Here is a 17,623-nt window from a genome sequence, read left to right as displayed (position 1 = left end):
TCGGTGGCGGTCGCGGCCCGGCCGGTGTTCTCGGGGTTCTTGGTCAGGTCGGGGTTCTGGGCCAAGGCGGCGCCGGCCGTCAGGGCGAGAAGGCTGGCGGCCGCGGCAATGCGGAGGGGATGGCGAATGGACATGGCGGGTCTCCCGTTTTCGGGTTGGTGTTGCCTGTCCTGAACGACCGGAGCGCGTTTTCGTTGCGCTGCGAGAGAGCGCGACCACGGCCATTTTTGCGCCGGGCCTCCGTCGTCAGAAGAGCGCGCCCTGCGCGTCCTCGTCGCTGGAGCGCGGTGCGGTCGCGGCGGGGGCCGCCGTCATCGGAGGGCCGGGACGCGGCGCGGCGAGGGGTTCGATCAGGTCGGGCGCATCGGTGCGCGCGTCGTTCACCCGTGGGCTGACGGGGTCGAGGGTCAGCCATTCGTCCGGGCAGGGCCGGCAGAGGCCCACGGCCGCGTCCGGTTCGACCCCGCGCGTGTCGAGCCAGGGTTCGATCTGATCGGGCGCCAGGATCGCGGGCATCCGGTCGTGCACGGCGGCCATGGTTCCGTTGGCGTCCGTCGTGACGATGGCGGCGGTGTCCACCTCCGAGCCGTCGGCCCCGAGCCAGTTCTCCCAGAGACCGGCGAGCGCCACGGGCTTGCCGTCGGCGCGGCGGATCATGAAGGGGGTCTTCGTGGCCCCCCTGCCCTTCCCCTCCCGGCGCCACTCGTAGAAGCCGTCGGCCAGGAAGACGCAGCGGCGGTGGCGCAGGGCGCCGCGGAAGGTCGGCTTCTCCCGGAGGGTCTCGGCCCGCGCGTTGATCACGAGGGGAAAGTCCTTCGGGTCCTTGACCCAGCTCGGCCAGAGGCCCCAGCGCACCAGCCGGAACTGCCGCTGCCCGCGCTCGGCCAGCACCACCGGGACGGGCTGGGTCGGGGCCACGTTGTAGCGCGGCGGGAAGTTCGGCATCTCCGCGTAGCCGTAGAAGGTCCGAAAGATCTCGGGGGCCTGGGCGATGAAGAAGCGTCCGCACATCGACGAGAGATCCTGAAATCCGGCTCGACGGATCGAGCGCCATCCTGCGATACGCGCTCCCGGTATGCCGCCTTTCGAGCGGCGCTCACAAGGTGTCCGCCGCGCCTCTTAGCGAGCGACAATCGGCGCCGATCGGCAGTTCCGCGAGGGTCTCAGCCGTGGATTTCATGGGCGGCCCGATGCGCCGCGAGCGATCTGCTCAGAGCCAGCGCTTCCAGCGGAAGAACACGTACGGAAGCACGGCCGCGAAAACCATCATCACGATCGCCATCGGGTAACCGAATCCCCAGTCGAGTTCCGGCATCGCCTTGAAGTTCATGCCGTAGATCGACGCGATCAGAGTCGGCGGCATGAAGACCACCGCCATGACCGAGAACAGCTTGATGATGTTGTTCTGCTCCAGGTTCACGAGGCCGAGCGTCGCGTCGAGGAGGAACTGGATCTTCGAGGACAGGAAGGTGGCGTGCTCCTCGAGCGACTGGAGATCGCGCAGGGTCGAGCGCACGTCCTCGCGCAACTCGCGGGGCGCCTTGGCGGTGCGGTAGGTCGCCGAGAGCGAGAGCAGGATGCGCTCCATCGAGACGAGGCTCTCGCGCTGCTTCGAGATGAGGTCGCCGTGGCGTCCCAGCGCCCGCAGCGTATCCTGCAGGGCGGTGTTGCGGGCGCTCGGGTCCTCCTTCTCCTCGAAGATCTTGCCCGAGAGCCGGTCGATGCGCTCGCCCTGGAGCTGAAGCACGTCGGCCGCCCGATCGATCACCGTCTCGATGAGGCCGGCCAGGATGGTCTCGCCCGAGGGCACCGCCGAGGGGCCGTTGCCCGTCGAGCGGCCGGCCCGCTGGGTGTACATCCGGAAGGCCTGCGGCTCCTCGTAGCGCACCGTCACGAGACGGTTGCCGCGCAGGATGAACGTGATGCCGGCCAGCCCCGGCTCCTCGGATTCGCTGACCTTGCTCAGGACCCGGCCGGTCATGTAGCGGGCCCCGTCCTCGACATAGAGGAGTTCGGAGGGCTCGATGTCCTTCATCTCCTCGCGGGTCGGGACCGAGATGCCCATGAAGACCTCCACCTTGAGGTCCTCTTCCCGGGTCGGCCGCACCATGTCGAGCCAGACGGTGTCGTCCGGGATCGCCTCCTGCAGTTCGAGGGAACGGCGCTCGAGCAGGGTCTGCCCGGCGCCGGCGACCGGCTGGTGGATGAAGATCACGCGGGATGTCTCAGGCGAAGGCCCCGGGAGGCGGTGTGCTCGCATCCGGCACGAAGAAGTCCGGCGCAAGAGGGATGCCGGGTGTGACGCGGTATTTTGAAAAGTCCGTGACACCCTGCTCGGCCAGGAAGCTGTCGTCGATGAGGAAGCGCCCGGTGACCTCCCGCGAGTCCAGGCCGAACAGCGCGTGGGCGGCGTCCGCCAGGATCTCGGGCGTGCGGCTCGCCTGCATCAGGGCCTCGCCGCCCAGCAGGTTCTTCACGGCGGCGGTGGCGATGGTGGTGCGCGGCCAGAGCGCGTTGACCGCGATGCCCTGGCGTTTCAGCTCGCCGGCCAGCCCGAGGACGCAGAGCGACATGCCGTATTTGGCGATGGAATAGGCCAGATGCGGCGCGAACCACTTCTCGGACATGTCGAGGGGCGGCGACAGCATGACGATGTGCGGGTTCTGCGCCTTGGCCAGATGCGGGATCGCGTACTTGCTGACCATGTAGGTGCCGCGCGTGTTGATGCCGTGCATCAGGTCGAAGCGCTTCATCTCGGTCTCGGGCGTCCGGGTCAGCGAGATCGCGCTGGCGTTGTTCACCACGATGTCGATGCCGCCGAAGGTTTTCGCCGTGGTCTCGATGGCGGTCGCCACGCTGTCCTCGTCGCGCACATCCACCAGGAGCGGCAGCGCCCGGCCGCCCGCCGCCTCGATGGCGGCGGCGGCGGTGTGGATCGTGCCCTCCAGCTTCGGGTGCGGCGTGTCGGTCTTGGCCGCGATGGCGATGTTCGCGCCGTCCCGGGCCGCCCGCAGGGCGATGGCGAGGCCGATCCCGCGGGAGGCCCCGGTGATGAATAACGTTTTGCCCTGAAGCGATCCGCTCATGTCTCAGGTCTCCTCTCTCAGGTGTCTTGTTCACGATTCTTGGGCGCCGATCTGGAACCGGGCCGGCTGCGACCCGTCCGCATCGGTGAAGCCGTAATCGGCGGCGAGATCGCCCGCATGGAGGATCTGCCCGGCCCGGCCCGCCACATCCGGGTCGGCCGCCAGGGCGGCGAGCGCCCGCCCCGCATAGAGCGGGCTCTCGGTCGCCCGGTCGGCGTGGCCGATGTCGACCGCGCGCTCGGTGCGCACGAAGCCGGGCGACAGTCCGAGCGCGGTGACGCCGTGCGGCGCCAGTTCCTGCGCGCAGGCGTAGGCGAGCCGGTTCGTGGTGGCCTTGGCCAGGTCGTAGAAGATGTCGCCGAGGTAGCCCGGCGCGGTGTCGAAGGAGACGAAGGCGAGGAGGCCGGCTCTGGCCGAGATCATCGGGGGCGCGACCGCGCGGGCGAGGAGCAGCGCCGGGTACGGGCCGCTCCCGAAGAACTCCGAGAACGGCTCGGCCGAGCGCCGCCAGAACGGCGTGCCCCAGGCGGCGCCGTCTGCGTAACGCTCGCCGTCATAGCCCTCGTTGCCGCCCCAGACGCTGGAGACGGCCAGATCGATGCGGCCGAACCGGCGCAGGGCCCAGTGGACCAGCGTGTCGACCGCCCGCTCGCTGGTATGGTCGCAGAGGTAGTGATGCCCTTCGCCGCCGGCGGCATCGACGGCACGGGCCGTATCCTCGATGAATTCAGACCGGCCCTCGGTGCGCGGCCCCGTCTCACTGGAGCGTGCCGTGACGATGACGGTGGCGCCGGCCTCGCCGAGCCCCCGGGCGATGCCCCGCCCGACCCCGCGCGAGGCCCCGGCCACGAGGCAGATCTTTCCACGCAGATCCGGAGTTTTGGATAGGACGGGCCCGGCGCTCACGCCGGCTTGGCCCGGCCGAGGAAACGCGCGAAGGCCGCCTGGGCTTCCGGCGCCCGCAGGCGTTCCTCGAAGGCGACCGCCTCGGCCTCGAGGGCGGCTTCCATCGCGGCCTGATCGCCGCGGATCAACGCCCGCGTCGCCTGCACCGCGCCGCGCGGGAGCCCGGCGAGGCGCGCGCCTTGCGCTTGGGCGTGCTCCAGCAGCAGGCCGGCCGGCATCACCCCGTTGATCAGGCCGAGGCCGAGCGCCTCGTCGGCGTCGAAGCCCTGGCTCAGGAGCAGCATCTCTGTGGCCTTCAGCAGCCCGACCCGGCGCGGCAGCAGGTAGCTTGAGGCTGCCTCCGGCACGAGGCCGAGCTCCACGAAGGGCATGCGGAAGCGGGCGGCGGGGCTGGCATAGACGAGGTCGCAATGCAGGGTCAGGGTCGTGCCGATTCCCACCGCGATCCCGTCGACGGCGGCGATCATCGGCGTGCGGGTGCGGGCGAGCTGGCGGATGAACTGCAGGGCCGGCGCCTCGCGGAACGGCTTGCTCGCGCCCGCCACGAAGTCCGCGAGGTCGTTGCCGGCACTGAACGCGCCCGGCGCCCCGGCGAACACCACGGCGCCGATCGCCTCCGTCGCGTCCGCCTCCAGCAGGGTCGCGCGCATGGCGTCGTACATGGCAGCCGTCAGGGCGTTCTTCTTCTCGGGCCGGTCGATGCGGATGAGGCGGACGCCGTCGGCCGTGTCCTCGATCGCGATGTGCTCGCTCATGTCGCCCTGCCCCCGATCCTGTGCGGTTCCCGCCCCGTCAGCTCGCCAGGGCGAGTTCGGCGTCGTCTGTGAAGTGTCCGCCTGCGACGATGCTCGCCTCGAGCCCCTCGGCGGCGGTGAGCAGGTTGTCGGCGAAGAAGCGCGCGAGCGCGATCCGGCCGGCATGGGCCGGGTCCGTCTCCCCCGCCTTCAGGGCCGCGCCGGCGGCGAGCGCCTGACGTCCGAGGCAGGCCCCGCCCTGGACGAGGCCGAACAGGCGCAGATACGGCGTGGCGCCGGCCAGCGCCGCCTCGGGCCGGTTCGAGGCCAGCGCCTTCAACTGGAAGCTCGTCGCCCGGTCCAGGCTCTCGATGCCGGCGCGCAGTCGGGCGCCGATGCGGCCGAAGGCCGGGTCGGGGTCCTTCAGGAAGCCCTCGGCGGTGCGCCGCAGGCTGGCGATCTGCGCCCGCACCGTGGCGCCGCCGTTCAGCGGCAGCTTGCGGGCGACGAGGTCGATGGCCTGGATGCCGTTGGTACCCTCGTAGATGCCGAGGATGCGGGCGTCGCGCATGTGCTGGGCGGCGCCGGTCTCCTCCACGAAGCCCATGCCGCCATGGACCTGGACGCCCAGCGAGGTCACCTCGTTGGCGATGTCGGTGGAGAAGGCCTTGGCGACGGGGGTCAGTAGCGAGGCGCGGTCGTGGGCCGCCTGCCCCTCCGGGCCCGCCGCCGCGTCGAGGGCGTCCGCCGTGAGGTAGCAGATGCCACGGGCGGCCTGGGTTAAGGCCTTCATGGTGAGCAGCATGCGCTGCACGTCGGCATGGGCGACGATGGGGCTCGCCTCGGCGGCCCCTGGCGCCTTGCCCTGACGCCGGTCGCGGGCATAGCCCAGGGCCTGCTGGTAGGCGCGCTCGGCGATGCCGACGCCCTGCAGGCCGACATTGAGGCGCGCCGAGTTCATCATCGTGAACATGCAGGCGAGCCCGCGATTCGCCTCGCCGATGAGCCAGCCGATGGCGCCCCCGTCGTCGCCGAAGGCCATCGAGCAGGTCGGCGAGCCGTGAATGCCGAGCTTGTGCTCGATCCCTGAGCAGCGCAGGTCGTTGCGGCTGCCGTCCGGCAGCACCTTCGGCACCAGGAACAGCGAGATGCCCCGGGTGCCGGCCGGCGCATCCTTGAGCCGGGCCAGCACCAAGTGGACGATGTTGTCGGTGAGGTCGTGCTCGCCGTAGGTGATGTAGATCTTCGCGCCGACGATCCGGTATGAGCCGTCGCCGACGGGCTCGGCCCGGCTGCGCAGGAGCGCGAGGTCCGAGCCGGCCTGCGGTTCGGTCAGGTTCATGGTCGCCGTCCATTCGCCGGAGACGAGCTTGTCGAGGTAGCGCGTCTTCAGGTCGTCCGAGCCGTGCTGGGCCAGGGCCTCGATGCCGCCGGCCGTGAGGAGCGGGCAGAGGCCGAAGGCGATGCTGGCCGCGTTCCACATCTCGGTGCAGGCCGCGTTGAGGACGAGGGGCAGGCCCTGGCCGCCATGCTCGGGGTCGGCGCTGAGACCGTTCCAGCCCCCGGCGATCCAGGTCCGGTAGGCCTCGCGCCAGCCCGGCGGGGTGGTGATGGCTCCGTCCTTGAGCGGCGTGCCGTGGCGGTCGCCCACCCGGTTGAGGGGGGCGATGACCGATTCGGCGACCTTGCCGGCCTCGGCCAGGATCGCCTCGGCGTCCTCCAGCGCGAGGTCGCCGTGCCGGCCGGCGGCCAGGGCGGCCTCGAGCCCGGCCACGTGGCGCAGGGCGAACAGCATGTCGGCCACCGGTGCGCGATAGGTCATGATGCTTCCTCCCGCGCCTTGGTTGATCCGACGCGTGCGGCCCCGTGTTTGACGCAAGCCCCGGCCGGGCGCTAGGCCCGGGCGATCCCCGCCGAAGGGGTACGGCAATGATAGTTTAGATATGAACGATCTCGGGTCAATCCCCGGTGATGCGATCCAACCCGTGGCGACGCGACGCCTGAGCGACGATGCGCACGGGTTGGAGGCGGCGGCCGCGCTGCTCCGCGCCGGGCAGGTCGTGGCCTTCCCCACCGAGACGGTCTACGGCCTCGGCGCCGACGCCACCGACCCGTCGGCCGTGGCGCGGATCTTCGCCGCCAAGGAGCGCCCGCGCTTCAACCCGCTGATCGCGCATCTGCCCGACGCGGAGGCGGCCTTCGCCGAAGGCGTGTTCGACGACGCGGCACGGAGCCTCGCCGCCGCGTTCTGGCCCGGCGCCCTCACGCTGGTGGTCCCGGCCGCGCCCGGCTGCCGGATCTGCGACCTCGCCCGCGCGGGCCTGCCGAGCGTCGCCCTGCGGGTGCCGGCGCCCGAGCGGACCCGGGCATTGCTGGCCCGCGTCGGCCGGCCGGTCGCGGCGCCCTCTGCCAATCGCTCGGGCCGTGTCAGTCCGACCAGCGCCGCGCACGTGCTCGCCGATCTCGACGGCCGGATCGCGGCCGTGCTCGACGGCGGCGAGACGCCGGTCGGCGTCGAATCCACGGTGGTCGCTTGCCTCGGCGGCCCGCCACGGCTGCTGCGGCCGGGCGGAATCACGCGGGAGACTCTGGAGGCACGGCTCGGCGTGGCCCTCGCGGGGCCGGATGGCTCGGATGCGATCCATCCGGTCGGCCCGGGGTTGCTCGCCTCCCACTACGCGCCGCGGGCGCAGGTTCGGCTCGACGCGACCTCCGTCTCGCCGGAGGAGGTCGCGCTGCTGTTCGGGTCCGATCCGCTGCCGGGGGCGGATGCGGCCCGGGCGCGCCTCAACCTCAGTCCGGCCGGGGATCTGGCCGAGGCGGCGGCCCGCTTGTTCTCGGCCCTGCGCCAACTCGATGGCGCCGGTGCGGCGGTGATCGCGGTCGCGCCGATCCCCGAGCGAGGCCTCGGCGAGGCGATCAACGACAGGCTTCGGCGCGCCTCCGCGCCGCGCTGAAACTTTTTTCGAATTTCTTGGGAACCAAGACCGGGGGGCGGTGTTTCCCCATCACGAAGGCCAGTACTGCCCCCAATGGCCTTTTCCCTTTCAGGGCTCGGAGCAATCCGAGCCTTTTTTCTTGGGCCGTCCAGGGCCGTCGCCGGGCGAACGCGGTTCAACCGATTTCCACGATCTCGCTCTCGTGTTCGTTCACCTCGACGACGTCGCCGACGACCTTTCCGGTCAGCGCGCGGGCCATCGGCGAAACGTACGAGATGGTGCCCTGCGCCGGATCGGCCTCGTCCTCGCCGACGATGCGGTAGGTCCGGCGGCTATCGTCCTCGGCCAGGATCGTCACCGTCGAGCCGAACCGGACCACGTCGCCGGGCTCGGCTTCGACCAGTTGTGCGGAACTGCGCCGCGCCGTCCAGTAGGCGAGGTCTCGGTTGACGCGGGCGACGTCGGCCTGCGCCTCCGGGGTCAGGGCCGAGAACGCGGCCTGAAGGCGCGCGACCTCGGCCTCGATCTGGGCCATCCCCTCGGGGGTGACGAAGTTGGGATGGGACGAGATCGGGCGCTCGGGGAGATCCTCGAACACCGCGTCTCCATCCCGCTCACGGACAAATGCTTGGCTCATAAAAACGAAAACGCCGGGCGCGTGCCCGGCGTTCCGCTCAACCCACCTCGACCACAGTGCGCCCGCGCACTTGGCCCTCCAGGATCGCCTGCGCCACCGTGTCGACGCCGGCCAGCGGCACCGTCCGGGTCATCGCCGCGAGCTTGTCGTGATCGAGCTCCCGCGCGAGGCGTCCCCAGGCCGCCCGGCGCTTGGCCTGGGGCGTGGTCACGCTGTTGATCCCCAGCAGCGAGACGCCGCGCAGGATGAAGGGCGCCACGGAGGTGGGCAGGTCCATGCCTTGCGCCAGACCGCAGGCCGCGACCGCGCCGTCCGCCTTCGTGCCGGCCAGGACGTTGGCGAGGGTCACGGAGCCGACCGCGTCCACCGCTGCCGCCCAGCGCTCCTTGGCGAGCGGCTTGCCGGGCTTGCCGAGTTCCGCGCGGTCGAGGATCTCGGCAGCCCCGAGGCCACGCAGGTAATCGGCTTCCGAATCGCGTCCCGTCGAGGCGATGACGTGCCAGCCGGCCTGGGCCAGGAGCGCCACGGCCACCGAACCGACGCCGCCGGATGCGCCCGTGACGAGGACCGGGCCCTGCGCCGGGTTCACGCCATGGTGGTCGAGGGCCATCAGACAGAGCATCGCGGTGTAGCCGGCGGTGCCGATCGCCATGGCCTGGGCGGGGCTCAGGCCCTCCGGCAGCGGCACCAGCCAGTCGCCCTTCACGCGGGCGCGCTCGGCGTAGGCTCCCAGATGGGTCTCGCCGACGCCCCAGCCGGTGAGCACCACCGCGTCGCCGGGCTTGTAGTCGGGGTGGTCCGAGGTCTCGACGCTGCCGGCGAAATCGATGCCGGGGATCATGGGGAAGCGGCGCACCACCGGCGACCTGCCGGTCATCGCCAGCCCGTCCTTGTAGTTCACCGTGGAGTGGGACACCCGAACGGTGACATCGCCCTCCATCAGGTCGGCATCGTCGAAATCCTTGAAGGCGAGGGATTGCCCCGCCTCGGTCTTCTCGACGACCCAAGCCTTGAACCGACCCATGGCACACCTCCGCTTTTCCAAGGCAAGGTGTGTCGGCAGCCCGCCGAATCAAGCGGCCCCGGGCGACCCGGGGCCGGTCCGCACGCTCAGTAGCCGTCGTAGATGCTGCCCCGGGAGAAACCGAGGCCCACGCCGACATCGGCCGAACTGGCGCCCGTGATGCCGAAGGCATCGGGGATCGAGCCGATGGCGAGGCTCGGTCCGTAGGCGCCCGGATAGCCGCCCTGCCCGTAATTGGCCGGAACCCAACCGGAGCGCGCGGGCTGCACCAGGACGCGGCGGCGGACGCTGGCGTATTCTGCCGGGATCGTTTCCGGAATGGTCTGGGCGGGCTGCACCAGCACGCGGCGGTGGCGCACCGTGTATTGCGGGGGCACGTCGACCCAGCAGCCGACGAGTTCGCCGTAGGCGTCGCGGCGGGTCTGCCAGACGCGCCCGCCCGGCGCCACGAGCACGCGCTCGGACACGGTGTCGTAGACGGGCGGGACGGTGCGGTAGACGGTCTCGGCCGGGCGCACGAGCACGCGCTCCGATACGGCGCCGTAGACCGGGGGCGTGTTGACGTGGCGGTAGCACTCGGCGCCGCCGCAACCCCCCGCCTTTGCGGATGAGACGCTGAGGAGGGCGCCGGCGATGGCGGCGAGAAGCAGGCGTGGGGTGACCGGCGCGGTCATGACGGGTTCCTCGGGGCTTGAGACTCTGAACGGAGCGGGATGTCGCGCGAAGACCGCGCGCATCTCGACGTACCAGAGGCGGCCAAGTTGCCCCGTGGGCAAGCTCAATCCCGAGTCAGGGTAAAATTAACCCAAGCTTAGGAATACCTAGATGTTTCATTGCTTAGGTAAAAAGCGCGGGAACGATTCAGGAGTTCAGGTCTGTCCGCGCTTGAGCTGGTAGAAAATGTGCCGGCCGATGACGTCCATCTTCTTCAGGCGCCGCGACCAGCCGGGTTTCACGTAATCGGCATGGTAATGCGTCGCGCCACCCACCTCGCTCAGGTAGGTCCGGCCCGCGATCACGGCACTCGCGATGCGGGTGGCCGTCTGCCAGGATGGGCCGTCCGTCACGCGCAGGGACTTGCCCTCGCAGGCGAAGGAAAACTGGCAGCCCATGTAGCGGTGGCGGTTCTGGTAGACGACGCCGCAGACGTTGCTCGGGTAGAGGCCGCTCTTGACCCGGTTCAGCACCACCTGGGCGACGGCGGCCTGACCCTCCTCGGGTTCGCTGCGGGCCTCGAAATACACGGCCTCCGCGAGGCAGCGCTGCTCACGGTCCATGGCATCGGGGCCGATGAGGTCGGCGTAGCGGTGGCGCGCGGCCTCGGGCGTCGCGTCCGGGACCGGCGTGGTGGCGCCGTCCGTCGTGCCCGCACGCGGCGACAGGCCCGGGAAGGCGAGGCTCGCCGCGGCCACCTCGATCGGGGTCGCATCCGCCGGGGCCGGGGTCGTCGAGGACAGTGCCTCGGCGCGCGGGATCGCGGGCGTCGCGCCGTCCTCGACGACGATCGGGCCATCCTCGGCCTCCGGCGACCGGTCCAGCCCCAGCTCCGGGGCGGGTACGAAGCTGGCGTCGAGATCCGGGTTCCAGGCGGTGGAGCCGGGCGCGATCAGGCCGTCTCCCGGTTCCGCGAGGCTGGCCCGGATGACCATGCCGGTGGCGGACGCATCGGTGCCGCCGCCGGGGAGCCGCGTGGCCGAGCGCCGGGCCGGATGGGTGCGCGTCTGGGTTCCGGAGAGGCGCGCGCCGGGCGAGGCCGTGGCGGCGACGCGCGATGCGCGGTCGGCGAGGCCCGCGGCGCCCGGAGCCATGTCCGTCCCGGCGGTCGCCGTGAAGGAGACGAGGAGGCCGAGCCCGGCCGTCCAAGGCACCATGGCGGCGCTGAGCCAGCGCAGATGCGAAGCGCGTCGTAACCGTTTCGTGCCCACGCAACCGACCCGCACAAGGATGCCAAACGCGCGGATCGCCGGCCCTCAGGGAGAGGCGGCGGCCCGTGAGATCGACTATCGTGCGGTATGGTTGCGGAGCGGTTAAGGGCGCCCGGTCAGAGCGCGCCCGGCCGTCCATGCGTGGCGCCGAGATGCCCGATCAGGGTCGCCAAGCCCGTACGCTCGCCGGTCTGGCCGCTCGCGATCCGCTCCGCGTCGGCACCGCTCTGGGTCGCGACGGCGAAGACGAACAGCGCGACCGTGGCGAGGCCGCCGAGGCCGGCGACGACCCACAGGTAGGCCTGCTGCATCGCGCGGGGCAGCGGGACCGCGACGGGATTTTCATTGATGAAGAGAGGGGGTGGGCTGGTGTCGTTCATGCCGGCGATCCCACGCGATGGCTGCCGCCCCAATGAGCAGGATGACCCGCGCGCTACGGTTCGGCACTAGCACTGAACGTGCCTGCGCGAAATCGGTTCGCCGTGTTTTCGACAATTTGTTGAACGGTCGGATTCGCAACGAAAACGGGGCGGCCATCGGCCGCCCCGCATCCGCTTCCAAGCCGTCCCGCGCGGGGACGAGGACTTACTTGTTCGCCTTGCCGGCAGCCTTGACGGCGAGGGCGGCCTGGGCCGCCGCGAGGCGGGCGATCGGCACCCGGTAGGGCGAGCACGACACGTAATCGAGGCCGACCTCCTGGCAGAAGCCGATCGAAGCCGGATCGCCGCCGTGCTCGCCGCAGATGCCGAGCTTGATGTCGGGGCGAACCGCGCGACCGCGCTCCACGCCGATGCGTACGAGCTCGCCGACGCCCTCCTGGTCGATGGAGATGAACGGATCGGCCGAGAGGATGCCCTTCTGGGTGTAGGCGCCCAGGAAGGTCGCGGCATCGTCGCGGGAGATGCCGAGCGCGGTCTGGGTCAGGTCGTTCGTGCCGAAGGAGAAGAACTCCGCCGTTTCGGCGATGTCGCCCGCCCGCAGGGCCGCACGGGGCAGCTCGATCATCGTGCCCACCTGATAATCAAGCGTGCCACCGGTTTCGGCAGAGACTGCCTTGGCCATGGCGTCGATGCGCGCCTTGACGATGTCGAACTCCATCTTGGTGAAGACGAGCGGCACCATGACCTCGGAGGTGACCGGAGCGCCGGTCTCCTTGGCGGCCTGGACGGCGGCCTCGAAGATGGCGCGGGCCTGCATCTCGGCGATTTCCGGGAAGGCGATCGCGAGGCGGCAGCCACGGAAGCCGAGCATGGGGTTGAACTCGTGCAGTTCCGTCATGCGGCGGCGCAGCTTCTCTTCCGACACGCCCATGCTCTGGGCGACGTCCCGCACCTCCTCGTCCGTGTGCGGCAGGAATTCGTGCAGCGGCGGATCGAGCAGGCGGATCGTGACGGGCAGGCCCGACATGATCGTGAACAGCTCGACGAAGTCCTGGCGCTGATAGGGCAGGATCTTGGCGAGCGCCGAGCGGCGGCCCTCGACGTCGTCGGCCAGGATCATCTCGCGGACCGCGATGATCCGGTCGCCCTCGAAGAACATGTGCTCGGTGCGGCAGAGACCGATGCCCTCGGCGCCGAAGTTGCGGGCGGCGCGCGCGTCGGTCGGCGTGTCGGCGTTGGTGCGGACCTTCATGGTGCGCACCTTGTCGGCCCAGCCCATCAGGGTGGCGAACTCGCCCGACAGCGACGGCTCCAGCATCGCCACCTCGCCCAGGAGCACCTGACCCGTCGAGCCGTCGATGGTGATCTTGTCGCCGGCCTTCAGGGTGGTGCCCGCCACGGTGAGCGTGCCGGCCTTGTAGTCGACGCGGATCGAGCCGACGCCGGAAACGCAGGGCTTGCCCATGCCGCGGGCCACCACGGCCGCGTGGCTGGTCATGCCGCCGCGGGTGGTGAGGATGCCCTCGGAGGCGTGCATGCCGTGGATGTCCTCCGGGGAGGTCTCCACGCGCACGAGGATACACTTGCGCTCGGCCTTGCGGGCGGCCTCGGCATCCTCGGAGTTGAAGACGATCTCGCCAGTGGCCGCGCCCGGCGAGGCCGGCAGGCCGGAGGCGATGACCTTGCGCTCGGCCTTGGGGTCGATGGTGGGGTGCAGGAGCTGGTCGAGGGCGGCGGGCTCGACCCGGCCGATGGCCTCCTCCTCGGTGATCAGGCCTTCCGCCGCGAGGTCGACGGCGATGCGCAGGGCCGCCTTGGCGGTGCGCTTGCCGTTGCGGGTCTGAAGCATCCAGAGCTTACCCGACTCGATGGTGAACTCCATGTCCTGCATATCGCGGTAATGGGTCTCGAGGAGACCGTAGATCCGCACCAGCTCGGCGTAGGAGTCCGGCATGGCCAGCTCCATCGACGGACGATCGGATTTGGCCTCGATGCGGGCCTTCTCGGTGATGTCCTGCGGGGTGCGGATACCCGCCACCACGTCCTCGCCCTGGGCGTTGATCAGGAACTCGCCGTAGAGGGCGCGCTCGCCCGTGGAGGGGTTGCGGGTGAAGGCGACGCCGGTGGCCGAGGTGTCGCCCATGTTGCCGAACACCATGGCCTGAACGTTGACGGCCGTTCCCCAGCTCTCCGGGATGTTGTTGAGTTCGCGGTACTTCTTGGCACGCGGAATCATCCAGGAATCGAACACCGCGCCGATGGCGCCCCAGAGCTGGTCCTCGGGCGCCTGCGGGAAGTCCGAGCCGTGCTCGGCCTTCACGATCGCCTTGTACTTGGTCACGAGCTGCTTCCAGTCCTCGGCCCCGAGTTCGGTGTCGAGGCTGACGCCCTTGCCCTCCTTGTAGTGCTCCAGGGCCTCCTCGAAGGCGTGGTGCTCCACGCCGAGGACCACGTTGGAGTACATGGTGATGAAGCGGCGGTAGGAATCGTAGGCGAAGCGCGGGTCGCCGGCGCCCTCGGCCAGGGCCTCGACGGTGACGTCGTTCAGGCCGAGGTTCAGCACGGTGTCCATCATGCCGGGCATCGAGGCGCGGGCGCCCGAGCGGACCGAGACGAGGAGCGGGTTCTTCGGGTCGCCGAAGCCGCGGCCCGTGAGCGCGCCGACCGCATCGAGGGCGGCCTGGACCTCGGCCTTCAGCTCGGCCGGGTACTGTTGCCCGTGATCGTAGTAATAGGTGCAGACTTCGGTCGTGATGGTGAATCCGGGGGGAACCGGCAGGCCGAGATTCGACATCTCCGCGAGGTTCGCGCCCTTGCCGCCCAGCAGGTTGCGCATGGACGACTGGCCCTCGGCCTTGCCGTCACCGAAGGAATAGACCCACTTGCCCATTTGTATCCGTCCGCTTGCGGGAGTGAAACACGCCCCATTCCTAACACGGCGGGTTGGACCATCTCCTGCTGCAACGCAAGATGAACGGCGCGGCCACGCCGGAACCGTGTAACGCTTTCGACGGTGTGTAACCGTGTTGCGTGGTGCTTAGGACAGGGCCCGAAAGACGCCGAGGCCGATCAGTCCCACGAGGATGAGATAGATGGCCACGATGAAGTTCAACAATCGTGGCATGATCAGGATCAGCACGCCGGCCGCGAGTGCGATGATCGGCTGCAAACTGGAGATGGTGATCGTCATCGAATGCCTCCCGGGATCTCGGTCCGACGACTTGCCGGCACTGAATCTGTCAATCAACGCAATCCAGAAGAGCCGTTATCAAACGCGGTACTTGCCGTTTCGCTTGACCAGAACCGTCGCGCCGACCGGAACACGCTCGTAGAGATCGACGATGTCTTCGTTCAGCATGCGCACGCAGCCGGAGGACATCTGCTCACCGATGCTCCAGGGCTCGTTGGTCCCGTGGATGCGGAACAGGATGTCGCGTGAGCCCTGGTAGAGGTAGAGCGCGCGGGCACCGAGGGGATTGTCGACGCCGCCCTTGAGGGTGCGCGGCAGGTCCGGGTTGAGGGAGACCATCGTGGTGGTCGGGCGCCAATCGGGCCACGTACCCTTGCGGCCGACCCGCGCCTGACCCTTCCACGAGAAACCGAGCTTGCCCACCCCGACGCCGTACTGCACCGCGGTGCCGTCCTCCTGCACCAGGGCGAGCTGACGGGCGTCGATGTCGACCACGATGGTCCCGGGCTTCTCGGGTCCGGTGTAGCGCACGATCTGCCGGCGGTACTTCGGGTCGAGGCGTGTCTTGTCGACCAGCGGCACGTCGAACGGCTTGTCCGGCATCGTGCCGGTGTACCAGGCCGCCGCGTCGTCCTGCGCCACGCCGACGGGACCGCGCGATTGGCAGGCGGCCAGGGGAGCCAGCAGGATCAGCCCGAGGGCAAGGCGGCGGGACGGCATGGACGGCTCCACGATTCGAAACGTCGGACGACGGCACAGCCCTGACTAGCCGCCCGGGAGCCCGGACGTTGTGTCTTTCCCGCCGCAGGTTCGCGGTCGCGTGAGGCCGGGTCGGGCGCAATGCCGCCGCATTGGCCCGTCGATCGCCATTGCGTCGCGCGGACCCGGGCCACATGATCCTCTCCTTTCGAAGCTGCAGGGCCGAGTGCCACCATGGCCGATACCGAGACGCTCCCCACGGTCGATGTCGAGGCGCCGCTCGCCGACCTCGGGCCGGCGATCCACCTCGATCATTGCGTGATCCACGTCAGCGATTGGGAGCGCGCGAACGCCTTCTACGGCGACGTGATGGGGGCCGAGATCATCCGGCGCGGCGCCGGCTTCGCCTATCGCTTCGGCGGCGTGCAGCTGAACGTCCACGGTCCCGGCGTCGACGCGGTGCCGGTCGCGAAGCACCCGGTGAGGCCCGGCAACAGCGACCTCTGCTTCCGCTGGTCCGGGCCGGTCGAGACCGCCGCGGCGCACCTGGCCGCCCATGGGATTCCGGTTGAACTCGGCCCGGTCGAACGCAACGGCGCGGCGGGACCCGGCTTGAGCCTCTACTTCCGCGATCCGGACGGTTCCCTCATGGAATTCATCACCTACCCGGAGACCTGAGCGGAATCAGCCCTGGCTCTGCGCCAGCTGCTGGTTGGTCTGCTCCAGGCGCAGGGCGAGTTCGCGCATCACCGCGATTCCGATTTGCGGAAACTGCCCGAGCAGTTCGAGGAAGACCGTGCGGTCGATGCGCAGGGCGGTGAGGGTGTCGAGGGCCGCCACCGTGGCCGAGCGGGGCTGGTCGGCCAGGATGCCCATCTCACCCACCAGGGCATTGGCGCCGAGGAGCGCCAGCCGGAACGGCCCCTGTGGCCCGTCGATCGAGACCTCCGCCGAGCCCTCCAGAAGCAGGTAGGCGGCATCGGCCGCGTCCCCACGGGCGAACAGCTGCTGGCCGGCCTCGAAATGAACGCGCTCGCTCGTGAAGGCCAGGAGCTTGAGGCGGGACGGTTCGACGCCGCGAAACAGCGGTACCTGGCGCAGCGAGGAAACCTCGGTGTCGAGGGTCATGGGTGGGGCTCCTGGGACGGGCTCGGGTGGGCGCGACGTCCCTCCCGACACCGCAAGATCCGCCGGCATCCAATGCGGGTCGGCGCGTCTTTGTCCAGAGCCCGGTCCCGGCATCGGCCCGGCGGTACGGGACCGGGCGGGCGATCCCGTGATTTCGGGCCAGCGAATCGGCGGCTAACGGTTAAGCTTGGATTAATGCATAATCCTGCACGTGACTTTGCTGGCGGCCGTCCGAGAGGAGGAACCATCGATACTGGCAAAGGTTGTCATCTCAGTGAAAGCAAAGCTGAGGAGGCGCTGATGGCATCAGGAAATTCCACCTCGAAGCGAGGTTTCGCATCCATGGACCTCGAGCGGCAGCGGGAGATCGCGAGCAAGGGTGGGCGCAGCGTGCCCGCCGAGAAGCGCTCCTTCTCCCAGGACCGCGAACTCGCGTCCAATGCCGGCCGCAAGGGCGGCCAGTCGAGCGGCTCCGGCCGTCCGGGCGACGAGTAATCCTCTCCGCGCGCGATCCCTCGGGACCGCGCGCGACACATTTCTAAGACGGTCGGAAACAGCATAGCCCCGCTTCATCGAAGCGGGGCTATGCTGTTGTCGCATTCTCCGAAGGGTTCAGACTGTCTCAGGTCATGCAGCGACCGGGGACCATGCGGCGCGCCTCAGGCCCGGCAAGCGAGCTGATGGACCGTTCGCAGCCCTCCTGGAGGGGTTTGCGCATCCGGGGCGCATCCTTGTCGCTCGCGGTGCGGCCAGAGCTCGGAATCGCCGGCATGGTGCGCGTACCGGCTCCCGGGATCGAAGCGACCTCGACCGGAACTGTCGCCTGCACGGGCGTGGAGGAGACGACGAATGCGGGGGCGGGCGTCCACTGATCTGCGGTCTGACGGATCGTTGGGTGGACGAGGAGCGTCAGAATCGCGGCCGGTCCACTCACGCTGAGAAAGAAGCCTGACCGAGACATCGTCGTAATCTCCA

19 protein-coding genes are annotated in these 17,623 nt (G+C 69.8%); 3 read left to right on the top strand and 16 right to left on the bottom strand.

Annotation, left to right across the window (positions count from 1 at the left end; translation table 11 throughout):
- Positions 1-246: 246 nt before the first annotated feature.
- From K2X24_RS10880 to K2X24_RS10855, 6 genes are all read right to left on the bottom strand, one after another.
- Entirely contained in the window at positions 247-1,011 is a 765-nt protein-coding gene (locus K2X24_RS10880) for an SOS response-associated peptidase (protein WP_292497775.1), read from the bottom strand.
- Positions 1,012-1,210: 199 nt separating this feature from the next.
- Entirely contained in the window at positions 1,211-2,215 is a 1,005-nt protein-coding gene (locus K2X24_RS10875; protein WP_238282650.1) for a magnesium transporter CorA family protein, read from the bottom strand.
- 10 nt (positions 2,216-2,225) lie between these two features.
- Complete coding sequence (locus tag K2X24_RS10870) at positions 2,226-3,086, bottom strand: NAD(P)-dependent oxidoreductase (protein ID WP_292497770.1); 861 nt, start codon at positions 3,084-3,086, stop codon at positions 2,226-2,228.
- A gap of 30 nt (positions 3,087-3,116) precedes the next feature.
- A complete protein-coding gene (locus tag K2X24_RS10865; protein ID WP_292497768.1) occupies positions 3,117-3,935 on the bottom strand; it encodes an SDR family NAD(P)-dependent oxidoreductase in 819 nt (272 codons plus the stop codon).
- Positions 3,936-3,988: 53 nt separating this feature from the next.
- On the bottom strand, positions 3,989-4,747 hold the full coding sequence (locus tag K2X24_RS10860; protein WP_292497765.1) for an enoyl-CoA hydratase-related protein: 759 nt from the start codon (positions 4,745-4,747) through the stop codon (positions 3,989-3,991).
- 37 nt (positions 4,748-4,784) lie between these two features.
- Complete coding sequence (locus K2X24_RS10855) at positions 4,785-6,548, bottom strand: acyl-CoA dehydrogenase (protein WP_292497762.1); 1,764 nt, start codon at positions 6,546-6,548, stop codon at positions 4,785-4,787.
- A 121-nt stretch (positions 6,549-6,669) separates the two neighbouring features.
- Between K2X24_RS10855 and K2X24_RS10850 the strand changes: the two genes are divergently transcribed.
- Positions 6,670-7,683 carry an L-threonylcarbamoyladenylate synthase gene (locus K2X24_RS10850; RefSeq protein ID WP_292497760.1) on the top strand — a complete coding sequence of 338 codons (1,014 nt, stop codon included), beginning with the start codon at positions 6,670-6,672 and terminating at the stop codon, positions 7,681-7,683.
- 157 nt (positions 7,684-7,840) lie between these two features.
- On the opposite strand, the gene greA is transcribed toward K2X24_RS10850, so the two are convergent.
- From greA to K2X24_RS10810, 8 genes are all read right to left on the bottom strand, one after another.
- Positions 7,841-8,302 (bottom strand): transcription elongation factor GreA, encoded by a 462-nt coding sequence (greA, locus tag K2X24_RS10845; RefSeq protein WP_292497758.1) that lies wholly within the window; start codon positions 8,300-8,302, stop codon positions 7,841-7,843.
- 37 nt (positions 8,303-8,339) lie between these two features.
- Positions 8,340-9,326 carry an MDR family oxidoreductase gene (locus tag K2X24_RS10840; RefSeq protein ID WP_292497756.1) on the bottom strand — a complete coding sequence of 329 codons (987 nt, stop codon included), beginning with the start codon at positions 9,324-9,326 and terminating at the stop codon, positions 8,340-8,342.
- 86 nt (positions 9,327-9,412) lie between these two features.
- Entirely contained in the window at positions 9,413-10,000 is a 588-nt protein-coding gene (locus K2X24_RS10835; RefSeq protein WP_292497753.1) for a hypothetical protein, read from the bottom strand.
- Between the two features lie 195 nt (positions 10,001-10,195).
- Positions 10,196-11,197, bottom strand: coding sequence for a cell wall hydrolase (locus tag K2X24_RS10830; RefSeq protein ID WP_292497751.1), 1,002 nt, complete (start codon positions 11,195-11,197; stop codon positions 10,196-10,198).
- A gap of 170 nt (positions 11,198-11,367) precedes the next feature.
- Positions 11,368-11,631 carry a hypothetical protein gene (locus K2X24_RS10825; protein WP_292497749.1) on the bottom strand — a complete coding sequence of 88 codons (264 nt, stop codon included), beginning with the start codon at positions 11,629-11,631 and terminating at the stop codon, positions 11,368-11,370.
- 205 nt (positions 11,632-11,836) lie between these two features.
- Positions 11,837-14,521 (bottom strand): pyruvate, phosphate dikinase, encoded by a 2,685-nt coding sequence (gene ppdK / locus K2X24_RS10820; protein WP_292497746.1) that lies wholly within the window; start codon positions 14,519-14,521, stop codon positions 11,837-11,839.
- 147 nt (positions 14,522-14,668) lie between these two features.
- On the bottom strand, positions 14,669-14,821 hold the full coding sequence (locus K2X24_RS10815) for a DUF3096 domain-containing protein (RefSeq protein ID WP_238275404.1): 153 nt from the start codon (positions 14,819-14,821) through the stop codon (positions 14,669-14,671).
- A gap of 78 nt (positions 14,822-14,899) precedes the next feature.
- Positions 14,900-15,541 (bottom strand): L,D-transpeptidase, encoded by a 642-nt coding sequence (locus tag K2X24_RS10810; RefSeq protein ID WP_292497744.1) that lies wholly within the window; start codon positions 15,539-15,541, stop codon positions 14,900-14,902.
- Positions 15,542-15,754: 213 nt separating this feature from the next.
- On the opposite strand from K2X24_RS10810, the gene K2X24_RS10805 reads away from it, so the two are divergent.
- Positions 15,755-16,198, top strand: a complete 444-nt coding sequence (locus tag K2X24_RS10805; RefSeq protein WP_292497741.1) for a VOC family protein — start codon at positions 15,755-15,757, stop codon at positions 16,196-16,198.
- A gap of 6 nt (positions 16,199-16,204) precedes the next feature.
- On the opposite strand, the gene K2X24_RS10800 is transcribed toward K2X24_RS10805, so the two are convergent.
- Positions 16,205-16,648, bottom strand: coding sequence for a cyclic nucleotide-binding domain-containing protein (locus tag K2X24_RS10800; protein WP_292497738.1), 444 nt, complete (start codon positions 16,646-16,648; stop codon positions 16,205-16,207).
- Positions 16,649-16,948: 300 nt separating this feature from the next.
- On the opposite strand from K2X24_RS10800, the gene K2X24_RS10795 reads away from it, so the two are divergent.
- On the top strand, positions 16,949-17,143 hold the full coding sequence (locus K2X24_RS10795) for a KGG domain-containing protein (RefSeq protein WP_055953126.1): 195 nt from the start codon (positions 16,949-16,951) through the stop codon (positions 17,141-17,143).
- Between the two features lie 127 nt (positions 17,144-17,270).
- On the opposite strand, the gene K2X24_RS10790 is transcribed toward K2X24_RS10795, so the two are convergent.
- Positions 17,271-17,623 (bottom strand): hypothetical protein (locus K2X24_RS10790; protein WP_292497735.1); only part of this gene is annotated, 353 nt, incomplete at its 5' end.

Source organism: Methylobacterium sp., from assembly GCF_019750675.1.
Classification (GTDB): domain Bacteria; phylum Pseudomonadota; class Alphaproteobacteria; order Rhizobiales; family Beijerinckiaceae; genus Methylobacterium.
Note: the sequence above shows the minus strand (reverse complement) of the source record. Positions and strands in the feature narration are given on the sequence as shown.